General features: G+C 69.0%; 22 protein-coding genes and 1 tRNA gene. 17 read left to right on the forward strand and 6 right to left on the reverse strand.

Annotated elements, in window-relative coordinates; genetic code table 11:
* Positions 1 to 66: 66 nt before the first annotated feature.
* Positions 67 to 600, reverse strand: a complete 534-nt coding sequence (locus NLI01S_RS21240) for a DUF6879 family protein (RefSeq protein WP_067607366.1) — start codon at positions 598 to 600, stop codon at positions 67 to 69.
* Positions 584 to 769 (reverse strand): hypothetical protein, encoded by a 186-nt coding sequence (locus NLI01S_RS21245; protein ID WP_067607368.1) that lies wholly within the window; start codon positions 767 to 769, stop codon positions 584 to 586. The genes NLI01S_RS21240 and NLI01S_RS21245 overlap by 17 nt, the downstream gene beginning before the upstream one ends.
* A gap of 256 nt (positions 770 to 1,025) precedes the next feature.
* Here NLI01S_RS21245 and NLI01S_RS21250 point away from each other — a divergent pair, with 256 nt between their 5' ends.
* Entirely contained in the window at positions 1,026 to 1,529 is a 504-nt protein-coding gene (locus tag NLI01S_RS21250) for a DUF4265 domain-containing protein (protein WP_190318550.1), read from the forward strand.
* Positions 1,530 to 1,722: 193 nt separating this feature from the next.
* Here NLI01S_RS21250 and NLI01S_RS21255 read toward each other — a convergent pair.
* Positions 1,723 to 1,798 (reverse strand) — tRNA-Lys (locus tag NLI01S_RS21255).
* 243 nt (positions 1,799 to 2,041) lie between these two features.
* Between NLI01S_RS21255 and NLI01S_RS21260 the strand changes: the two genes are divergently transcribed.
* From NLI01S_RS21260 to NLI01S_RS21270, 3 genes are all read left to right on the forward strand, one after another.
* Entirely contained in the window at positions 2,042 to 3,127 is a 1,086-nt protein-coding gene (locus NLI01S_RS21260) for a CdaR family transcriptional regulator (RefSeq protein ID WP_067607371.1), read from the forward strand.
* Between the two features lie 70 nt (positions 3,128 to 3,197).
* A complete protein-coding gene (locus tag NLI01S_RS21265; protein WP_067607373.1) occupies positions 3,198 to 4,442 on the forward strand; it encodes a glycerate kinase in 1,245 nt (414 codons plus the stop codon).
* Positions 4,439 to 5,800, forward strand: coding sequence for a GntP family permease (locus NLI01S_RS21270; protein ID WP_067607375.1), 1,362 nt, complete (start codon positions 4,439 to 4,441; stop codon positions 5,798 to 5,800). Before NLI01S_RS21265 ends, NLI01S_RS21270 begins: the two co-directional genes overlap by 4 nt.
* A gap of 57 nt (positions 5,801 to 5,857) precedes the next feature.
* Here NLI01S_RS21270 and NLI01S_RS21275 read toward each other — a convergent pair whose 3' ends face one another.
* Complete coding sequence (locus tag NLI01S_RS21275) at positions 5,858 to 6,844, reverse strand: S66 peptidase family protein (RefSeq protein WP_067607377.1); 987 nt, start codon at positions 6,842 to 6,844, stop codon at positions 5,858 to 5,860.
* A gap of 143 nt (positions 6,845 to 6,987) precedes the next feature.
* Between NLI01S_RS21275 and NLI01S_RS21280 the strand changes: the two genes are divergently transcribed.
* Together NLI01S_RS21280 and NLI01S_RS21285 are read left to right on the forward strand one after the other, a co-directional pair.
* The gene (locus NLI01S_RS21280; protein WP_223809328.1) at positions 6,988 to 8,262 is read left to right on the forward strand and encodes a DUF418 domain-containing protein; all 1,275 of its coding nucleotides are present in this window, start codon (positions 6,988 to 6,990) and stop codon (positions 8,260 to 8,262) included.
* Between the two features lie 81 nt (positions 8,263 to 8,343).
* Positions 8,344 to 9,075 (forward strand): TetR/AcrR family transcriptional regulator, encoded by a 732-nt coding sequence (locus NLI01S_RS21285; RefSeq protein WP_067607379.1) that lies wholly within the window; start codon positions 8,344 to 8,346, stop codon positions 9,073 to 9,075.
* A gap of 3 nt (positions 9,076 to 9,078) precedes the next feature.
* Here the strand turns inward: NLI01S_RS21285 and NLI01S_RS21290 are convergent, their stop codons facing one another.
* Complete coding sequence (locus NLI01S_RS21290) at positions 9,079 to 9,603, reverse strand: GNAT family N-acetyltransferase (protein ID WP_067607381.1); 525 nt, start codon at positions 9,601 to 9,603, stop codon at positions 9,079 to 9,081.
* 268 nt (positions 9,604 to 9,871) lie between these two features.
* On the opposite strand from NLI01S_RS21290, the gene NLI01S_RS21295 reads away from it, so the two are divergent.
* Complete coding sequence (locus tag NLI01S_RS21295) at positions 9,872 to 10,219, forward strand: DinB family protein (RefSeq protein ID WP_449289447.1); 348 nt, start codon at positions 9,872 to 9,874, stop codon at positions 10,217 to 10,219.
* Positions 10,220 to 10,384: 165 nt separating this feature from the next.
* On the opposite strand, the gene NLI01S_RS21300 is transcribed toward NLI01S_RS21295, so the two are convergent.
* Entirely contained in the window at positions 10,385 to 11,611 is a 1,227-nt protein-coding gene (locus tag NLI01S_RS21300) for a heparan-alpha-glucosaminide N-acetyltransferase domain-containing protein (RefSeq protein ID WP_157091098.1), read from the reverse strand.
* Between the two features lie 271 nt (positions 11,612 to 11,882).
* On the opposite strand from NLI01S_RS21300, the gene NLI01S_RS21305 reads away from it, so the two are divergent.
* The 10 genes from NLI01S_RS21305 (at position 11,883) to NLI01S_RS21350 (ending at position 20,329) form a co-directional block, all read left to right on the forward strand.
* Positions 11,883 to 12,683: an ABC transporter ATP-binding protein gene (locus NLI01S_RS21305; protein ID WP_067607383.1), complete on the forward strand. Its 801-nt coding sequence runs from the start codon at positions 11,883 to 11,885 to the stop codon at positions 12,681 to 12,683.
* A complete protein-coding gene (locus NLI01S_RS21310) occupies positions 12,680 to 13,594 on the forward strand; it encodes an ABC transporter permease (protein ID WP_067607385.1) in 915 nt (304 codons plus the stop codon). Before NLI01S_RS21305 ends, NLI01S_RS21310 begins: the two co-directional genes overlap by 4 nt.
* 19 nt (positions 13,595 to 13,613) lie before the next feature.
* Positions 13,614 to 14,708 (forward strand): ABC transporter substrate-binding protein, encoded by a 1,095-nt coding sequence (locus tag NLI01S_RS21315; RefSeq protein WP_067607388.1) that lies wholly within the window; start codon positions 13,614 to 13,616, stop codon positions 14,706 to 14,708.
* 103 nt (positions 14,709 to 14,811) lie between these two features.
* A complete protein-coding gene (locus NLI01S_RS21320; protein WP_157091099.1) occupies positions 14,812 to 15,234 on the forward strand; it encodes a hypothetical protein in 423 nt (140 codons plus the stop codon).
* A gap of 196 nt (positions 15,235 to 15,430) precedes the next feature.
* A complete protein-coding gene (locus NLI01S_RS21325) occupies positions 15,431 to 16,234 on the forward strand; it encodes an ABC transporter ATP-binding protein (RefSeq protein ID WP_067607390.1) in 804 nt (267 codons plus the stop codon).
* On the forward strand, positions 16,231 to 17,085 hold the full coding sequence (locus NLI01S_RS21330) for an ABC transporter permease (protein ID WP_067607392.1): 855 nt from the start codon (positions 16,231 to 16,233) through the stop codon (positions 17,083 to 17,085). The genes NLI01S_RS21325 and NLI01S_RS21330 overlap by 4 nt, the downstream gene beginning before the upstream one ends.
* A gap of 29 nt (positions 17,086 to 17,114) precedes the next feature.
* Complete coding sequence (locus NLI01S_RS21335) at positions 17,115 to 18,209, forward strand: ABC transporter substrate-binding protein (RefSeq protein ID WP_067607394.1); 1,095 nt, start codon at positions 17,115 to 17,117, stop codon at positions 18,207 to 18,209.
* Between the two features lie 25 nt (positions 18,210 to 18,234).
* Positions 18,235 to 19,311, forward strand: coding sequence for an LLM class flavin-dependent oxidoreductase (locus tag NLI01S_RS21340; RefSeq protein ID WP_067607396.1), 1,077 nt, complete (start codon positions 18,235 to 18,237; stop codon positions 19,309 to 19,311).
* On the forward strand, positions 19,308 to 19,994 hold the full coding sequence (locus NLI01S_RS21345) for a cysteine hydrolase family protein (protein ID WP_067607398.1): 687 nt from the start codon (positions 19,308 to 19,310) through the stop codon (positions 19,992 to 19,994). The genes NLI01S_RS21340 and NLI01S_RS21345 overlap by 4 nt, the downstream gene beginning before the upstream one ends.
* A gap of 80 nt (positions 19,995 to 20,074) precedes the next feature.
* Positions 20,075 to 20,329: a DUF2795 domain-containing protein gene (locus NLI01S_RS21350; protein WP_067607450.1), complete on the forward strand. Its 255-nt coding sequence runs from the start codon at positions 20,075 to 20,077 to the stop codon at positions 20,327 to 20,329.
* The last annotated feature ends 129 nt before the right edge of the window (positions 20,330 to 20,458 follow it).

Consider the following 20,458-nt stretch of genomic DNA (forward strand, 5'->3'; position numbering starts at 1 on the left):
CACGCATGCGACGGAGCGCCCGGGAAAGTTCTCCGCGGCGCCCGTCGATTCTCTCTGGTTCCAGCACTAGGTATTCAGTCTTGCCCTGTAATCCTCATAGGGAATCCCCAATCGGAGGGCGGCGTCCTTTCGCTGAACATAGTCCGAGGCGTCCACACCTTCGAGCAGGGTCCTGTCGATCTGTGCCCCGTCCTCTTCGTAGCGCATGAGGACGACATGGGTATCATCGAAGAGCCAGAAGTCCTCGTGTGCGGGGAATGGAAGTTCTGAAGGCGTTTCCGTTTCGAGGATTCGCACGTCCTCGCCCGCCACGATGTTGAAGTCGTAGCCCCACTGCATTTCGTAGCGTAGGTAGTCCGACAGTGGGGGCGTCACCACGTGCACACGCTGTACCCGGCGCCCGGACTCCGTGAACTTCCGGACTCGGTGCAGCCATGGGGAGTCCGCCAACTCCTCGTCCGGTCGAGGTTCACCGGCCAAGAACCGTCTGAACTCCTCGTCCTCAGAGGCGACACCGTAGACCGGCAGGGTCTCCAACCGGAACGCGACCTCCTCGAAGGCGTCGAAGAACTCGCGCCACGCCTCACCTTCCAAGAGCACGGGTCGCCTCTTCCCACACGGCTCGGGGAATCTCCACGACGGCTTCTCCCTCGGGGGTGGTCACAGCCGTCACCAGGTCGCCCTGGACAGCGATCGAGTTCCTGTCGGTGGTGAAGACTTTGGGGCAGTCATCGCCTTTGCAGTCACCTGCGATTTGGACCATGTCCATGGTTGCACCTTCTCGCTAGGGGGTGGTGCTCCGCAATCTACGCCCACGGCGCACCAGCGTCCAGGAATAATCAGAATATTCCTGTCATGGAATTTTCCGGTCCCTGATATTGAGACCTTCCTGGGCGATGTGAAGGCCGAACAACGCCGCGCCTGACGGAGCGAACACGCCGGGGACCGCTCGGAGCATTTTCCGGACTCAAGAGCAGACGTACTTGCGTTCGATGCTTCAGGGTGAGTGCGCGATCATTTGGACCATGACTTCCATACCCCCACCCGAGACCGCCACTGCTGAGAACGGTCGGATCAAGGTGTGGTACCGGTTCGTGCCGCGAGAAGGCTGGCTTCCTCATGACACTGAGGGGTTGTGGGCCACGCGACTGAGTTGCGATACCGCCCGCTTGGAGAACGCCCCCTTCTTGCAGGAGGAGGTGGCCGAGGGAGAGATCGTGCGGTTCGTGACGGACGCCGATGGCCTCCACTGGGCGAGGGAGCGGGTTGAGGCATCGGGTAACTGCACCATCCGGATCCTGCCCATCCCCTCCGGCCCTCTGGGGCGAAGCGCTCGGGCTGTGCACGAGCTGCTGTCGCCGTTCGGTCTGGGCGGCGAGGTCTTCAGCGAGGAATTCCCGCTGATCGCCTTCACCGTTCCCGCCGATACAGACCTTGACGGACTCAAGGCGTTGCTTGTCCGCGGCCAAGAGGACGGGTGGTGGCACTTCGAGGTCGCCTGTGCCACCGACGCGTGGCGCAATGGGTAGTCGCGCAGCCAGTAGCTCCTTCGCCGCGTTGCTTCCCACGCTGCGGCCCTGGGGTACCGACCACAGAGATAGAGGAGGGGAGGTGGAGTCATAGGCGAGGCCGGGGAGCGCGCATGGAGCGAAAACCGGCTCCCAGGCACACGAAAACCCCAGGCCGATAGCACGTTGAACATACTCTGACCTGGGGTTTTGCTGGTGAGCCCCCGGGGGATCGAACCCCGAACCCACGGATTAAAAGTCCGTTGCTCTGCCGATTGAGCTAGAGGCCCGTGTGTGCGGCCTGGAGCCTTGCCCAGACCACGACCGCAGACAACTGTACCGCAGCGAAGGGGGTTCCCGATGTCCGGCCGGCGCCCGCAGAGCAACGGATTCGCTCCGTTCCGGAACATGAGCGACATCCACCTTCTATCCCCCGACGATCTTGTTCCCAGCGCCCATTTGGGCGCCGAGATGGGCGCTGGGGACAAGATCGTCGCAGTTCAGGGGCGACGGCCGGGCCGTAGGCTGAGCGTATGCCCGAAGACCGGCGACGGGCACCCCTGAGCAGCGAGCTCGCCCAGCGGGTGGTCGACCTCATCGCACCCACGATCAGCCACAACATCAACGTGATGGACGAGCACGGCACGATCATCGCCTGCCTCGACCCCTCCCGTGTGGGCAGCCTGCACCGGGGCGCCCAACGTGCCATCTCCGAGCGGCGCAGGGTCCTGGTCACCACGCCCGAGCCCGATACCTCCGACCGCCCCGGCGCCAACGAACCCCTCTTCATCGACGGGGAGCTGCGCGGAGTGGTGGGGGTGACCGGCAGTCCGCGCGAGGTCGAACCCCTGGCCCGGGTGGTCGCGCTGACCGTCCAACTGCTCATCGCCCAGGAGCTCGAACAGGACGTGGTGAGCCGGCGGCACACCGAGGCCCGGGACCTCATCGCGTCCTTGAGTTCGGGCACCGTCCGCGCAGAGGACGCGTTGGCCCGCCTCATGGCCGCAGGGCTCAAACCACCGTGGTCGCTTGCCCTATGGACGGCGAGCGCCCCCCGCCCGGACGGCGGGGCCTCACCACCGTCACCGGCCGAGGCAGCCGTGACCAGGGTGAACGGCAAGGGGTCCCAGCGGGCCGCGGTACTGCACGGCGCCCTGTGGGTGATCGGTTCGGGCCGCACTCCGGCACCGAACGCCCTGGGTCTGTCCGCCGACAGCAAGCACGCGCAGACCCCGTTGACCGACGACGTGGAGACCCTCCTGTCGCATGCGGAGGAATCCCGGGCGTTGTGCCGGTACGCCGCCCTGCTCCCGAGGCTGGAGGAACCCGGAAGCTGGTCGCGGGAGGTCGCGGTGGCGGTGGCCCACCTGCCCCGCCGTTCCCTGAACCGGATGGCGGCTCGGGTCGCCCCACTGACCAAGGGCCAGCGCCGCACGGTCGAGGCGATGGCGTCCTCCGCCTCCATGCGCGAGGCCGCCGACACGATGTACGTCCACCGCAACACCCTGCTGCAACGAGTGGAGCGAATCCGGGCCACGACGGGGTTGGACATCCGCCGCCCGGATCACCTGACCACACTGCACATGTGTCTCTACGCGGAGACGGCACTGGGCATTTAGCACATAGGACCTGGGAAAAGGCGCAGGAAGACTGGGCAGTACGCCGTCGAAATGCACCGAACGGGATTCTATGATCTGCGTCATGTCCAAGGAGTTGCACGAACATGACGAGGGGGACGTCGCGCGCGTCGCGGTGATCCCCGACTCGTTCAAGGGCAGTGCGTCCGCCGTCGAGGTGGCCGAGGCCATGGCCCGTGGCGCCCGTGAGGCGTTCGCCGAACAGGGCCTGGCCGTGAGCGTCCACACCCTGCCCTTCGCCGACGGCGGCGAGGGCACCCTCGACGCCCTGCTCGGCGCTTGGGGAACCGACGCGCTCACGGTGGAGACCACCGACGCGCTCGGCCGCCCCACCCTCGCCCGTTTCGGCGTCTCCGCCGACGGTCGAAGCGGTGTGATCGAGGCGGCGGAGGCCAACGGCCTGCCCGGTGTCTCCGACGTCGAACTCCGACCGCGCGAGGCGAGCAGCCGGGGCGTGGGCCGCCTGGCCATCGAACTCCTCGATCGCGGGGTCGAGGAGATCCTGCTGTGCATCGGCGGTTCCGCGTCCACCGACGGCGGCACCGGCATGCTGGGCGCGCTCGGGGCGCGTTTCCTGGATGCCGAGGGCTCCGAGCTTCCCGACGGGGGCGGAAGCCTGGGGGGCCTGGCCGACGTGGACCTGTCCGGGCTCGACCCGCGCGCCCGCGAGGTCCGGTGGCGGATCGCCTGCGACGTCACCAACCCGCTGGTCGGGGAACGGGGCGCGGCTGCGGTCTTCGGGCCGCAGAAGGGCGCCACTTTGGAGGACGTCGCGGTGCTCGACGCCGGTCTGGGCCGGCTGGCCGACGTGCTGGCCGAGGTCACCGGCTCGTGCCTGCGCGACGTGGCGGGCATGGGCGCCGCCGGCGGAATGCCCGCGACCCTGTCGTCGGTCCTGGGCGCTGAGCTCCTCCCGGGTTCTCAGATGGTGGCCGAGGTCCTCGACGCGAAGCGACTGCTGGGCGCGGCCGACCTCGTCCTGACCGGCGAGGGCCGGTTCGACAGTCAGTCCCTCGGCGGGAAGGTGGTCGACGCGGTGCGCCGGCTCACCCCCGCCCACGTACCCGTCGTGGTGATCGCGGGAAGCGTGTCGGTCACGGCGGACGAACTCCGCCGATCAGGGGTCACCGCGGCCCTCTCCATCGCTCCGGGTCCTCGGACGTTGGAGGAGATGCAGGGCGAGGCCCTCTTCGAGATCACCTCGACGGCCTACCAGTGCTGTCGACTCCTCACCCACTCCGGACTCCCGAGCACCGTGCGACCCGTGCCGGACACCACTAAGGAATCACGACCGTGATCGATCTCCTCATTCTCGTTCTCCTGGTGGCGGGCATCGTGCTCGTCACCGCCCGGTGGAAGGTCAGTCCCTTCCTCGCCCTGATGGGCGCCGCGATCCTCGGTGCCTTCGCCTTCCGACTGCCGCTGGCGGACATCGTCACGACGGTGACGGGGGCGTTCGGCAGCACACTCGGCAACATCGGCCTCGTCATCCTGTTCGGCACCATGATCGGTGTGATCCTGGAGCGCTCCGGCGCCGCGATCGCGATGGCCGAGGCGCTGATCAAGGTGATCGGCACCCGGTTCCCGAACCTGACGCTGTCCCTGATCGGCTACATCGTCTCCATCCCGGTGTTCTGCGACTCCGGTTACGTCATCTTGAACTCGCTGCGCAAGGCCATCACCGTGCGCACCGGGGTGTCGACGCTGGCCACCTCGATCGCGCTGATGACCGGCCTTTACGCCACGCACACGCTGGTGCCGCCGACCCCGGGTCCGCTGGCCGCCGCGGAGAACGTCGGCATCGCCGACAACCTCGGCCTGATCATCGCGATCGGTGTTCCGGTGTCGGCGGTGGCCGCGATCGCCGGTCTGCTCTACGCGAGTACGTTCTCCCGCAAGGAGTTCACCCCGATCCCCGCATCCGGCGAGGAGGAGATCGACACCCGCTCCTACGAGGAGCTGCGCGAGAGCTACGGCAAGCTGCCGAACGCGTTCCTGGCGTTCCTGCCCATCCTGCTGCCGCTGGTGCTCATCTGCGTGGGTTCCATCGTCAAGCTGCCCTCCCAGCCGATCGGCGACGGCACCCTGTTCGATGTCCTCTCCTTCCTGAGCACCCCGGTGATCGCGCTGATCATCGGTCTGGTGTCCGCGATCGCCCTGCTGCGCGGCCACGGCAAGCTGGCGAGCTTCAACGAGCAGATCAACGCCTCGGTGACCATCGCCGCCCCGATCCTGCTGATCACCGGCGCCGGTGCGGCCTTCGGTGCGGTGCTGGCCGCCTCGCCGCTGACCGACTTCCTCGCCGACAACCTCAGCGGCCTGGGCATCGGTCTGGCCGTGCCGTTCCTGATCTCCGCCGCGCTCAAGACGGCGCAGGGTTCGTCCACGGTGGCGATCGTCAGCACCTCGGCGATGCTCGCCCCCATGCTCGGCTCACTGGGCCTGGACTCCTCGATGGGCATGGTGTTGACCGTGCTCGCGGTGGGCGCGGGCGCGATGGTGGTCTCGCACGCCAACGACTCCTACTTCTGGGTCGTCTCGCAGCTCAGCCGCATCCCGGTGGCGACCGCCTACCGGACCCTGACGGTGGCGACGGCCATCGAGGGTCTGGCGGCCTTCGCGACGATCATGGTCCTGAGCGTCTTCCTCTTGTAGGACGCGCGACCATGGGGCCCGGGTGGACGATGGCGGATCCACCCGGGCTCTCGCACGTCAGCGGACGGCGGGTTCCAGGAGCGTGAGTTCCTCCCCGGCGAGCTCCACGGGAACCCCGGTGGGCAGGGTCAGGATCGGGTCGGTGTGGCCGAACTCGAACTCGGTGAGGATCGGGAAGGTCGTCCCGTGGCAGACCTCCAAGAGGATGCGCTCCAGGCGCTCCCGGGCTTCACCGTCCCACTGCCGGGTGCGTCCCACCACGAGCCCCGCGATCCGATCGAGCAGCCCCGCGTGGCGCAGCTGCCACAGGTCGCGGGAGGCCTCGTCGGACCCGTAACCGCTGTCGTTGGCGAACTCCAGGGCGAGCACGTGGCCGGCGTATTCGGGCAGCCAGGGGGTGCCGAGGAGCTGGAGTGCGCTGGGCACGCAACCGGCGAGCAGCGGCCCTTGGGCGGTACCTGGCCGCAGCACGGTACGCGGACGGGCGGGTTCGGGCCGTCGTTCACGATCGTCGCCGTCCCAGGCCACGAACTCGTCGAACACGTCCGCCGAGCGCGGGTAGTTCCCCGTCCAACCGCGCATGGTGACGTCCACGAAGGAATCCATGGTCAGCGCCGGTGTGCCACCGGTCTCGGCGAACTCCGACAACAGCGCGGGCCCATAGAAGGTGACCACCCCGGTGCGCGCGTACAGGGCATGGTGCAGGACGGTGGCGTCGGAGTATCCGCACAGGACCTTGGGCGCCGCCGCGAAGCCCTCGTAGTCGATCAGGTCCAGGAGTTCGGCGGCGGTGACCCCGCCGATCATCCACAGCACGCCCTGGCTCTCGGGGTCGCGAAGGGCTCGATCGAATTCCTCGGCCCTGGCCCTGCGGGTTCGGGGCGCCGGTGCGACGACGACGTCGAGTCCGGCCCGTTCTGCCAGGTCGCGCACGCCCCTGTCGACACGTTCGAGGAACACCTCGCCGCCTCGCCAGGACGGCGAGACCACGGTGAGGGTGTCCCCCTTGTTCAGGCGGGGTGGCAGGACTGGACGGGTGGTCATGGAGCTCCTCGGAACGGACGCGATCTGGATCCCCGCAACCTAGCAATGCTCACGCTCGGTGGGCTGTCCGCATGCGGTCACGTGGGTGGTCTTGAAGGCATCCCTCCCTCCGAACTACAACCCTGAACAGCGTTCAGAGATGCATGCGAGAGACGGAGACCGGGATGACGGTGGGCAGCGCGGCAGGGACCGCCACGAAGAAACGACTGCTGGCGCCGGACTTCGCCCGGGGCTCGATGCTGCTGATGATCGTGCTGTCGAACACGGCGCTCTTCCTCTACGGGGGCACCCACGAGGGATCCGTCGACTCCCCCGACCCGACCACGACGGCGGACAGCGTCACCCGGTTCCTGATGATCTCGCTGCTGGACGTGCGCTCCTACCCGCTCTTCGCCTTCCTGGTCGGATACGGACTCGTGCAGGCCCTCAACGGCCGGCTGGCCCGCGGCGCCTCGAACTCAGAGGCGCACGCCGTCATTCGGAGCCGCAACCGGTGGCTGATCCTGTTCGGGTTCGTGCACGCGTCCCTACTCCTGGGCTCCGAGGTACTGGCCGCCTACGGGATCATCGGCCTGGTCCTGTGCTCCCTGTTCCTCGGCGGAAGCGAACGGCGGCTGCGCGGCGGGATCATCGTCGGCGTCACCCTGCTGTCGTCGGTGTTCGTCCTGGCGGTCGCCACCCTGATCACGCTCCTGGTGGTGGACCCCTCCGGCCCCGCCACGGCCGCGCCGCCAGACGACTTCGGCGGGCTCAACGGCAGCGGCCAGGAGAACTACCCGGCCTCGATGATGATCCGGCTGATGTCGTGGGTGTCGCTGCTCTTCATCAACTCCTTCGGTGTGGTGCTGCCCACCGCGATGCTCATCGGGTTCTGGGCGGCTCGACACCGCGTCGTCGAGGAACCCGAGCGCCACCGCCGGCTGCTGCGCAACACCGCCCTCTTCGGCATCACCCTGGGCCTGTCCGGGTCGCTCCCGGCGGCCCTGCACCACGTGAGCGTCTTCGAGGTCGCGCCCTTCTACGGGCTGTCGAGCGCCGCATTCGGCGCGATGACCTGGACCAGCGGTCTGGCCCAGGGCCTGGGCTACGCCGCGCTGTTCGTCCTGATCTCCACCCGGCTGGAGCGTCGAGGACGGACCCCGATGGTCATCACCTCCGTGGCGGCCCTGGGCAAGCGTTCGCTGAGCGGCTACCTGACCCACTCGATCGTCATGGCGCCGATGCTCTCCGCCTGGGGGCTGGGGCTGGGCGGCTGGTTCACCAACTCCACGATGGCCCTGTACGCCATCGCGTTGTGGCTGTTCACGGTGCTGATCGCCACGTTGATGGAGCGCCGGGGGGTGCAGGGACCCTTCGAGCGGCTGCTGCGCCACCTCACCTCCCGAAAGGCGCCGACGCGGGTCACCGTCGGAGGGTGAACCAAGGTTTCCCACCCCCGTGATCACGGGGGACAAGGGCGGGCCGGTGAACCTCGGCCGACGCGGCACTAGATTGGGCTGATGGTCACGACACCCGGAACGGAACCGGCACGGCCGACCGGCCGGGGACCGGAGGGGCGACGTACCCCCGGCCCCCGTCGCCGCCTGTCCACCGAGCTCATCGTGGACACCGCCATCGAACTGGTGAAGGTCGACGGGCTGAGCGCGCTCACCATGCGCGCGCTCGGTGAACGGCTGGGGGTCGCCCCCGGGACCTTGTACACCTACGTCAAGGGGCGCGACGTCCTGGAGGCCCTGATCCTGGACACTGTGGTGGCCCGGGACGGGCTCCCCCACGAGCATCCCGGCAGCTGGTCCGAGAAGTTGGCGGCGTGGGCCCGACAGGACTGGGTGACCTTCCGCGAGAACCCGTGGGTGCTGGAGTTGCGCCTGTCCGTGCGCGAGTACGGCCCGGCCATGCTGACCTGGTTGGACTCGGCGCTGCGGATCTTCGACGGGACCGATCTGAGCGCGCAGACCCGGTTGGACATGATCGACGCCTTGGACTCCTACGTGCGCGGGGCCGCCACCGTCGCGGTGCAGACCGCCTTCGAGGAGGGCGCGGGCGGCCCGATGAGCGATCGGGACCGGGAGATCGAAACGGCCTACCGGAACGCCGAAACCCTTCAGTGGGCCCTCTCTCAAGGGGGCGTCCCGTTCGGTGGGATGCGGTTCGAGTTCGGGCTGCGTTCCCGGCTCGCCGGATTCCGGGTGATCGCCGACGAGGAACTCGCCGGCCGCGAGGACGGGTGAGCCTCAGGGACGCCAGTCCCGGTTGATCCGGTGGAAGAGGTGGTGGTCGCGCCACTCCCCGGCGATCCGCAGGTACTCCGGGGCCACACCGAACCGGGTGAAGCCGTTGCGCTCCAGGACACGTTGGGACGCGGTGTTCTCCGGAAGCGTCTCGGCCTGGAGCCGGTGCAGGTGCAGCTCACCGAAGGCCAGTTCGACCACCTCGGCGACCGCCCTCGTGGCGATACCGCGCCCGTTGCTGTCGGCCGCCACCCAGTAACCGACGGCCGCCGACTGCAGTCCGCCCCGGGTGATCCCGCTCAGGTTGAGCCTGCCGACGATACGACCACCGTCGACGATCGTGAGCGGCAGACGCCGCCCGTTCGCGTGGTCCATGAGCGCGCTCTCCAAGAGCGCGCGCTGCACGGCGACGGTGAAGTACTCCTCGTCGTGCAGTGGTTCCCAGGGGGCGAGGAACTCCCGATTGTCGAGCAGCAACGCGGTCAGCTCCTCCGCGTCGTCCACCGTCACCAGCCGGGTCGTCTCCACGCGCGCTCCTAGGTCGTGTGCCACCGGCGAGCGCCACCGGTCCGGCGCCCACCGAACTCAGGACTCTAGCCCGTCCCCGGGCCTCGTCCCTCGCCACCACCGCGCACCTGATGGAGCGGCCGGCCCACGAACGGACCCCCGTGCACGGTGTGCGGCGGGAGGAACGGTCCCCGGAGGAGGTGTTCATGGACCTGACCGGGGGCGCGGCCGGTCATCGCCCCGAGGAAAAGGACTTTCCCGGGTCCGAGCCGCGTGAGAGGTTGAGCCCATGCCCGATCTCCGACGTGACCTGCTGCGCGACCAGTACGACATGACCTGGGCGCTGTTCGATTACCACCTGGACCTCCTGGGGCCGCAGGACCACCTCTGGGAGCCCGCCCCGGTCCGCTGGACCGTGCACCGTCGAGCCGACGGCCGGTGGCTTGCGGACTGGGCCGAGACCGAACCCGAGCCGATCCCGGTACCGACGATCGCGTGGGTCACCTGGCACGTCGGTTGGTGGTGGTCGGTCACCCTCGACCACGTCCTGGAGCGCCCGGTTCGGGAACGCACGGAGGTGACCTGGCCGGGCGAGGAACGCGCCGTGCCCTGGCTGCGGGAGTTGGGGACGGAATGACGCCAGGCCCTCGACCGGCTCGACCTGGACGCGCCCACGGCCTTCCCCTGGCCGGAGGGGCGGACCCGGGCGGACACGGCCTGGTGGGTCAACGCCGAACTCATGAAGAACGCCGCCGAGATCGGGCAGTTGCGAATGCTGCGGGCCGCCGGAGGTTGAACGCCCTCAGCGCCGGCCGGGCACGAGGAACCTGCTGATCCGGGAGACCCCGGCCTCCAACGGTCCCCGGCCCACGGTGCTCCGCCACAGGAAGGCGCCGACCACCGCGAACACGAAGGAGAGCTCCGAGAGATGGTCGTTGGTCCACAGCGCCATCCGGGCCGAGTCCAGGTCGACCGTCTCCCGCCAGGCCAGGGCCAACGCGTGCGACACGTAGATGGTCAGGGCCAGGGCGCCGGCGGCGGTGAAGGGCGAGACCAGCCGGGGCAGTCGTTCGGCCACGTACAGACAGCCGACGAGCAGCACCATGGACACCCCGACCCCACCGAGGATCTCGGGGGTCGTCGAGGTGTGCGACATGCTGCTGAGCAGCCGGCGGGCGTCGTCGGTGGGGAGGGGCCCGGAGATCTCCTCGCGCATCCCCAGTTCCCACACCAGACCCCAGGTGTCCCAGGCGTGCCAGGAACCTCGGTAGGCGATGAAGGCGATGACCATACCCGCGCAGGCGAGGCGCAGACGCACGATCTGCGAACGCAGGTCGAGTCGGCCCACGGCGATCCCGGCCAGCACCGCCGCGAGACAGCCGAGCGCCGGGTAGAAGCCGTGTACCAGCAGCTCCAGCAACCCTTGGTGGGCCAGGATCTGGGCGGGATCGACGTCGTTGAGGGTGAGCGTGAGGTGGGCCATCCAGCCACCGTTCTCGCTGGACCTGCGCAGTACGAACAGCAACTGCGGGCCGATGACCAACGCCGCCAGGGCCACGAAGGCGACCCGGTCCGCGGCCATGCGCAGGAACGGCAGCACCATCAGGAAGTAGAGGCCGTAGTAGGTGATGATCACCGTCAGGTGGGACCCGGATGCGGCGATGACGGCGTTGAGGGACCAACCGACGAGCATCAGCACCGCTCCGCGCACCGCCACCCGACCGGCGGTGGTGCGACCCATGGCGCCGGTGTGCTGTTCCCTCCCACCGGACAGCAGAGCGAGCGAGACACCGGCCACGAAGGCGAAGACCAGGGTGGAACGTCCCCAGGCGTACTGCTGGATGAGCCGGGCCACGGGGTGTTCGGGCTCCACGAACGGGACCCCGAGGTGAACGGCCAGCATGCCCGCGATGGCCACCCACCGGGCCAGGTCGACCCCGTCCAGGCGACCGTCGCCGTTCGTGGGGGCGGAAGAGGGCTGCGGCTCGTTGGGCTCCCGGCGCTCGGAGCCCTCCTGAGGGTGACTCATGGGTCTCTCGGGTGGGGTGGACACAAAGTGGTCGAACCGTAACACACCGACCGAATGAGCTTCGGTTTCGTGCCCCGTCGAGCAGGTGAACAACGACATAGCGGCGGCACGGAAGAAAACGCGGTGAACTATCGTCACTTCAGTGGGGACCTACCGGCGGGTATGAGGGTCCTTGAGACCCGTTACCCGTCCGAGGACGAACACCTGGAGAGTGCACAGTGCGACACCACACCCGGGCAGAGGGCGCCCGGCCGACCATCGTGGAACCACGGTGACCGCCGGGATCGAGGTGCGTGGCCTCACCAAACGTCATCCGGGCGCACGCCTGGACCGTCCCGCGCTCCAGAACATCGACCTGGAGATCCCGCACCGCCAGTTCGTCAGCCTCATCGGCCCCAGCGGCTGCGGCAAGTCCACCCTGCTGCGCATCCTCGCCGGGTTGGACCGCGCCGACACCGGACAGGTCTCCCTGCTCGGCCGGAGCCCGAAGCAGGCGAGCCGGCGCAAGGCCATCGGCCTGGTCTCCCAGACCCCGGCCCTGCTGCCCTGGCTCACCGTCCGCCAGAACGTCGCCCTGCCCGGGAAGGTCAATCGCAGGGCCGGCTCGGAGATCGACTCCCCCGACGAACTGCTGCGCGCCGTCGGGCTGGAGGAGTCCGCCGACCAGTACCCGCACGAACTCTCCGGCGGCATGCTCCAACGCGTCGCCGTCGCCCGTGCCCTGGGCCTGCGCCCGGACGTGCTGTTGATGGACGAACCCTTCTCTGCCCTCGACGAGTTCACCCGCGAGGCCCTTCAGTACCAACTCCTGGGCCTGTGGCAGCAACGGGCCACCACGGTCGTGTTCGTGACGCACTCCGTCCGCGAGGCGGTCGTGCTCTCCGACCGGATCGTCGTGATGTCGGCCCGACCCGGCCGCATCCACGAGGTCCTCGACGTCGACCTGCCCCGCCCCCGCGACCGAAAGGTCGTGAAGGGGCCGCACATGCATGATCTGGAGGACCGGGTCCGCGCCTCGTTGCAGAGCGCCTGGAAGGCCGGCGCCGCCCCCGACGACCTCGTTCCACTGTGAGAGAGGAGGCGGGCATCGCCACCCGCGTCACCGACGAGGCCGCGGACACCGGGTCGACATCGCCGACCCCCGTCCCGAACGCCAACGTCCCACCCGCCCCGGAGGCCACACCGCCGGTACCCGCGCGCGGTGTCCGTCGACGGTCGGTCCTGCACCCCGCCACGTGGCTGCCCGCCACCGTGGTCCTGGTCGTGCTCGGCCTGGTCTGGTCCGGGGTGGCCGAGGCACATCCCTACATCCTGCCGAGGCTGGGCGAGGTCGGATCCGCCTTGGTCGGCGACCCCCTACTGTTCCTGGAGAACGCCTGGGCGACGCTGAGCGTCGCCCTGGTCGGTGTGGGCGCGGGCGCGGGCAGCGCGTTCGTGCTGGCCCTGCTGATGTCGGAGATCCCGGTGGTGCGCCGGGCGGTGATGCCGTTCGCGGTGGTCCTGAACGTGACCCCGGTCGTGGCGATCACTCCGGCGCTGGTGGTCGCGTTCGGGTTCGGGATGGCGCCGAAGGTCATCGTCACCGCGATCATCACGTTCTTCCCCGTGCTGATCAACGTGGCCACCGGCCTGCGTTCGGTGCCCCTCCCGGTCCTGCACGTCTTTCGCACCCTGAACGCCTCCCGTTGGGAGGTGCTGTTGCGGCTGCGTGTCCCGAGCAGCCTGCCCTACACGCTGGCCGCGCTGCGCGTGGTGGTTCCGTTGTCCCTGGTGGGAGCGGTGGTCGCCGAATTCGTGGCCGCCGGTTCCTCCGGCGGCCTGGGCACCATGATCCGCAACTCCGCCTCCACCGCACGCCTGGACCACGTCTACGCCGGGGTCGCCTGTCTGGCGGCCATGGGCGTGCTCCTGCTCGCCCTGGTCACCCTGGTGGAGAAGCGCCTGTTGTTCTGGCACGACTCCCGGCGCCCCGCCCGTGGATGAAACGAAGGAGAAGCACCCGATGCCCGTCCCCTCCCAGCAGCGGTTCCGTCTCCTCGGACCGGCCGCGGTCCTGGCCACCGCCGCCCTCCTCGCCACGGCCTGCGGCGAGGACGCCGACACCCCCGAGGTGGCCGTCGCCATCGACCAGGAACGGTGCGACACCAACCGGGACACCGGGCCGATCACCTTCGTCACCGGCTACCACTACCAGGCCTCCGTCACCCAGATGGAGGTCATCGCCGCCGATGCCCTCGGGTACTTCGACGCCCTGTGCCTGGACGTGGAGATCCAGCCCGGCAACGGCGACCTGATGGGCAACGCCCAACTGGTGTCCGCCGGGACCGCTCGGTTCACCGCGATGAGCAACGAGGCCGAGGTCCTCCAGGCGGACACGCGCGACCACGAGGTCATCGGCGTCGCCACCTACGGGCACGTGCCGATCTCCACCCTGCTCACGGGGACCGGCGTCGACGACCTCACCGCACTGGAGGGGCGGACCCTGGGCCACCAGAGCATGCTGCCCGCCCCGGTGGAGGCCATGTTGGTGGAGGCCGGCGTGGACCTCGACACCATCGAACAGGTCGAGGCCGGGTACGACCCCTCCGTGCTCCCGCGCGACCAGGTCCAGGCCCTCACGGGTTTCCGTTCCAACGAACCGCACCGGCTCGACGCCCTGGGTGAGGAGTACACCCAGTGGATGCCCGAGGACTTCGGGGTGGTCGGCTCCTTCGGGGTGATGGTGACCGACCCCGTCTGGGCGCAGGAGAACCCCACCGCCACCGAGGACTTCCTCCGGGCCGTCGGCCACGCGTTCGACCACTGTCAGGACGCCGCCGGGGAATGCGTGGGGTACGCCGCCGAACTGGACCGCGCGGGCTACGACACCGAGCACAACCTCAAGGTGTGGGACACCGAACGTGAACTCGTGGCCTCCTCCACCCCCGATGGTGAGCCTCGGGGGTTCGTCGACCTCGAACTGACCGAACGCGAGGCGCAGACCCTGCTCGCCAACGGCGAACTCGACGAGGTCCCCGATCTGGAGCCCCTCTTCGACACCCGTTACCTGGAGGCGGTCCACGACGGATCCGAATTGGTCTGGCCCGGGTCGAACTGAGGGTCCGGGCCGTGGCGGTCTCTGGGGGCACACCCCGGACACCGGCGGTTCACATGAGCACAAGGGCGAAACCGTAAGCCTTCCGTGCACTACCGTCCCACTCATGACGGAACCGACGCAGACCCCCTCCGGTCATCCCACACCGCCCGTCCTGAAGATGATCGATGTGCTCTCCGCCAAGTGTGGAACGCCCCTGGCCCCGCACCGCTTCACCCTGCCAGGCGGTGTCCGGGTCGGCGTCGACGGCGCCGACCGCGACCCGCCCAGGGTGCTGGTCCAGGCCACCCGGGCCGGCGGGCGCGTCAAGTCCGCGCATCGCAACAAGGTCATCGCGGACGCCTTCAAGCTCGTCTGGTTACGGGACGCCCACTTCCCTGACGCGACGTTGATCCTCGCGCTGAGCCCGGACCTCTCCCACCTCCTCAGTCGGGGGAGCTGGCTGTCCGCGGCCCTCGAACAGAGAAGGATTCATACGGTTCTGGTCGATGATGATGAAGGAAACCTTCCGGGTGATATCAGTCCGTGACCGTCCGTTCACCGAACGGCAATGAGGTACTCCTACCTTTGACGGGTCAACGACCCCGCGGGCCGCTGACGTCCTATGCGCTTCCGCCCGCACTCCCCTTGACGTCCTTGGGACCCCCTACCCGAGCACGCCCCGGAGGGTGCATGGAAACGCATGCCCAGATGAAGAACGCTCCGCCCACCCGGGTGGACGCACTGTGACCGGCGATGACATCGAGATACGCCACCTCACCAAGCGTTACCGGGGTGGAGCGTCCGACCGGCCCGCGCTCCAGAACATCGACCTGGAGATCCCACACCGCCGCTTCGTCAGCCTCATCGGCCCCAGCGGCTGCGGCAAGTCCACCCTGTTGCGGGTGATCGCCGGGCTCACCGTCCCCGACCACGGCCACGTGTCCCTCTTCGGCCGTACGCCCCGCGAGATGTGTCGACGCAAGGCGATCGGCCTGGTCCCCCAGACCCCGGCCCTACTGCCCTGGCTGAACGTCCGCCAGAACATCGCCCTGCCCACCATGGTCAACCGACGACGCGGAACACCACCCGAGTCCACCGACGACCTGCTGCGCGCGGTCGGGCTGCAGGACTCCGCCCGCCGCTACCCGCACCAGCTCTCCGGCGGTATGAGCCAGCGGGTGGCCATCGCCCGCGCCCTGGGCCTGCGCCCGGACGTGCTGCTGATGGACGAACCCTTCTCCGCCCTCGACGAGTTCACCCGCGAGGCCCTGCGCATGCAGCTTCTGGAGTTGTGGCAGCGGCGGGCCACCACGGTCGTGTTCGTGACGCACTCCGTGCACGAGGCGGTCGTGCTCTCCGACCGGATCGTCGTGATGTCGGCCCGACCCGGCCGCATCCACGAGGTCCTCGACGTCGACCTGCCCCGCCCCCGCGAGCGGGAGGTCGTCTCGGCCTCGCGCACCCGTGAGGTGGAGGGCCGGGTCCGGGCCTCCTTGCACGGCGCCTGGAGCTCCGGGATCACCGCCACGGAGTCGGTGGCGTCATGAGCACCGAGGTGATCGGCTCCTCCGCCGCTTCCCCGCCCCCTGAACCCGCACGGGACCCAGCCCAACGGCGCCCCCGCACCCGTTCCGTGTTCCACCCCTTCGTGTGGCTGCCCACGACCGTACTCCTGTTGATCCTCGGTGCGGCGTGGGCGGCGGTGGCCGAGGCGCATCCCTACGTCCTGCCGGGTTTGGGCGAGGTCGGAACGGCCCTGGTGGAGAACCCCGCGTTGTTCCTCGGGAACGCCTGGTCCACCCTGGGCATCGCGCTGACCGGTGTGGCCGCGGGTGCGATCTCGGCCTTCGTCCTCGCGGTCGTCATGTCCGAGGTTCCGGTGGTCCGCCGCGCCCTCATGCCGATCGCGGTGGTCATCAACGTGACCCCGGTCGTGGCGATCACGCCCGCGCTGGTGGTCGCGTTCGGCTTCGGGATGGCCCCCAAGGTCATCGTCACCGCGATCATCACGTTCTTTCCGGTCCTGATCAACGTGACGACCGGCCTGCGTTCGGTCTCCCCGACCGTGTTGCAGGTCTTTCGGACACTGAACGCCTCCCGTTGGGAGGTCCTGCTCCGGCTACGGCTCCCCGGCAGCCTGCCCTACACGCTGGCCGCCCTGCGAGTCGTCCTGCCGCTGTCCGTCGTCGGCGCGGTGGTCGCCGAGTTCGTGGCCGCCGGTTCCTCCGGCGGCCTGGGCACCATGATCCGCAACTCCGCCTCCACCGCGCGCCTGGACTTCGTCTACGCCGCCGTCACCTGCCTGGCGGCGATGGGACTCACCATGCTCGCGCTGGTCACGGCGATCGAACGCCGGGTGCTGTTCTGGCACGAGTCCCGACGACATCCCTCCGGATGACCCCCCACAGAGAACGGAAGACCCCCTACATGACCCTCCCGAGCCATCCGATCCGCACCGGACGCCTCACGGCGGCCCTCCTCACCGGCGCGCTCCTGACCTCGGCCTGTGGCCAGGAAGCACCCGAACAGGACGCGGCCGCGGCCGTCATCGACGACGACCGCTGCATGGACAACCAGCGGGCCGGGACGATCACCTTCGTCACCGGATACCACTACCAGGCCTCCGTCAGCCAGCTGGAGGTCATCGCCGCCGAAGCCCTGGGACTGTTCGAGACGCTCTGCCTGGACGTGGAGATCCAGCCCGGCAACGGCGACGTGATGGGCAACGCCCAGCTGGTGTCGGCCGGAACCGCGCATTTCACTCCCGCCGGCAACGAGGCCGAGATCGTCCAGGCCAACGAGCGCGACCACGAGGTGGTGGGCATCGCCACCTATGGGCACGTGCCCATCTCCACCCTGCTCACCCAACAGGGTGTGGACGACCTGACCGAGCTGGAGGGACGGACCCTGGGCCACCAGAGCATGCTGCCCGCACCCGTGGAGGCCATGCTGGTCGAGGCCGGGGTCGACGTCGACACCATCGAACAGGTCGAGGCCGGGTACGACCCCTCCGTGCTCCCGCGCGACCAGGTCCAGGCGCTCACCGGCTTCCGTTCCAACGAACCGCACCAGCTCGACGCCATGGACGAGAAGTACACCGAGTGGTTGCCCGAGGACTTCGGGGTGGTCGGCTCCTTCGGGGTGATGGCCACGAACCCCGAGTGGGCCGAGGAACACCCCACCGTCGTCGAGGACTTCCTACGCGCCCTCGCCAGGGCCTTCGACCACTGCTCGGAGAACGGCGAGGAGTGCGTCGGGTACGCCGCCGAGCTCGACGAGGCCGGATACGACGCCGAGCACAACCTCAAGGTGTGGGACACCGAACGCGAACTCGTGGGCGGCTCCACCCCGGACGACCAGGTCAACGGTTACATCGACCTCGGCATGACCGAGGACGAGGTGGAGAGCCTCAAGGACAGCGGCGAATTGGACTCGGTTCCGGACTTGGAGCCCATGTTCGAACCCCGTTACCTGGAAGCGGTCCACGTGGCCACCGAGGTCGTCTGGCCCGGCGACGAGTGAACCCGAGAGGAACCGAGGTACCACGATGACGAATCCCAGGACTCCCGGGACCGAGTACGGGATCTTCCTGCCCATCGGCAGCGGTGGCTGGATCGTGTCCGAGACCGCGCCCCACCCGGAGACGACCTACGCCTACAACCGCCGCTCCGCGGTCCTCGCCGAGGAACACGGCTTCGACTTCGTCATGTCCATGGGCAAGTGGCGCGGATACGGCGGCGCGACCGGGCACTGGGAGCACACCCTGGAATCGATGACGATGATGGCGGGTCTGGCCGAGGCCACCGAACGGGTCGGGGTGTGGGCGACCGTCCACGCCAACCTCTTCCACCCGGCCCTGACCGCGAAGATGTTCACCACCATCCAGGAGGTCAGCGGCGGACGCGCCGGAATCAACGTCGTCGTCGGTTCCTACGCCGACGAGTTCCGGCAGATGGGGCTGTGGCGTGAGGACCTGGAGCACGCCGACCGCTATCGGTACACCGAAGAGTGGGCCACGGCGCTGCGCCGTCTGTGGACCGAGGACTCGGTGACCTTGGACGGCGAGTTCTTCGACCTGAGGGACTGCCGTTCCCTGCCGCGTCCCACCGCGCCACCGACCATCATCGGCGCCGGGCGTTCCCCGGCCGGTCTGGCCTTCCAGGCCCGGCACTGCGACGGGTCGTTCCTCACCGCACACGACCTGACCGGGCTCCGGGACGCGTGTCGGCGGGTCCGCGCCGGGGCGGCCCGCATGGGTCGCACCATCCGCACCTACTCGATGCTCACCGTGATCATGGACGACACCGACGCCGCGGCGGAGGCCCGTCGTCTGGAGTACGGCCGAGGCGCCGACGTCGAGGCCATCGTCAACATGAAGCGGTCCTGGGGGCTGCCCGCGGACAAGGCACTGTCACTGACGGCCGAGCGTCCGGAGGACGAGGCCTTCCAGACCCCCTTCGTGACGGGGTCGCCCGGCACTGTGGCCAGGAGGATCAACGAGATGGTCGAGGAGGCCGAGCTGGACGGTCTGATGCTGATCTTTCCCGACTACCACGCGGACCTGGCGGCGTTCGGCGAACGCGTGATGCCGATGCTGCGGTCCACTACGGGGGCGCCGGCGTGAGTATCGACGTCGTCGACGTATCCGGGCACTCCCGTCCGGTCCCGTTAGCGCGGGAGGAGACGGCGTTGGTGGTCGTGGACGTCCAGCGGGACTTCTGCGACCCCGAACATCTCCCCTGGTTGGACGAGGAGGCGCGGTCCCGGGTGTGGGACGCCGTCACCCGGATCTCCTGGCTGGTCGAACGGGCTCGCGCGGCCGACGTGCGGGTGGTGTGGGTGCGGTTGGAGCAGGACCCCGATTCCCCTTGGTGGTCCTCGCTCTGGCTCCGAGGTCTGCTCGACGTCTCCACCGCCACGCGGCTTCCGCTGGAGCCCTGCCTGACCGGGACCCCCGGCGCGGACTGGTTCCGGGTCTTCCCCGCCGACGGGGAGGACGTGGTGGTCAAGCGACGCTATTCGGCCTTCCACGGCACCGACCTGGACGTGCTGCTGCGTTCGCGAGGGATCACCTGGTTGGCGGTGTGCGGGATGACCACCGACTGCTGCGTGGACGCCACCGTGCGCGACGCTTTCCAGTCGGGTTACCGCACCTTCCTGATCACCGACGCCACCACTTCCTACCTGCGAAAGTCCCAGGAGCACGCCTTCTCCGTACTCGCGAACCACTCGGCGTCGGTGGTCACGGCCGACGCCATGGCCCGGGTCTGGGAACGCACGCGATTGAGCGACGGTGGCACGGGGTAGCCCCACCCTGCCGGTACGGGCCCGGTCGATTCCGCTCCTCGGGGCGGCGCGACCGGGCCCTTCCACCATTGGGGGCAATGATGGGTGTCGAACGCGGCCTTGCGGGGCTCCGGAACGTTCTCGAAGGCGTGCGGTTCCCGGTGACACGGGACACGGTGGTGAACGCCGCCCTGGACGCCGGGGCGGACGAGGAGATGGTGAGCGCTCTGCGGGCCATGCCGGCCGCCGAGTTCAACGAGGCCAACGAGATCCTGCGCGCGGTGCCGTTGCCGGAGACCGAACCGGAGTCGCACACCGAGTCGGCCCGTGCACGGGAACGCGACCAGGACGCCTGAGCCGGCACTTCGGCTTCGGACGGGCGCGTCCCCGCGCGGGGTGACGCCCAATCGACACGGGGGCGAGCGGTTCCGTGTGCGAACGGATGGTTTCGGTGGGCCCGTACCCCCAGGGACCGAGGACACCTC

The sequence above is a fragment of the Nocardiopsis listeri NBRC 13360 genome (genome assembly GCF_001570765.1).
Taxonomy (GTDB): domain Bacteria; phylum Actinomycetota; class Actinomycetes; order Streptosporangiales; family Streptosporangiaceae; genus Nocardiopsis; species Nocardiopsis listeri.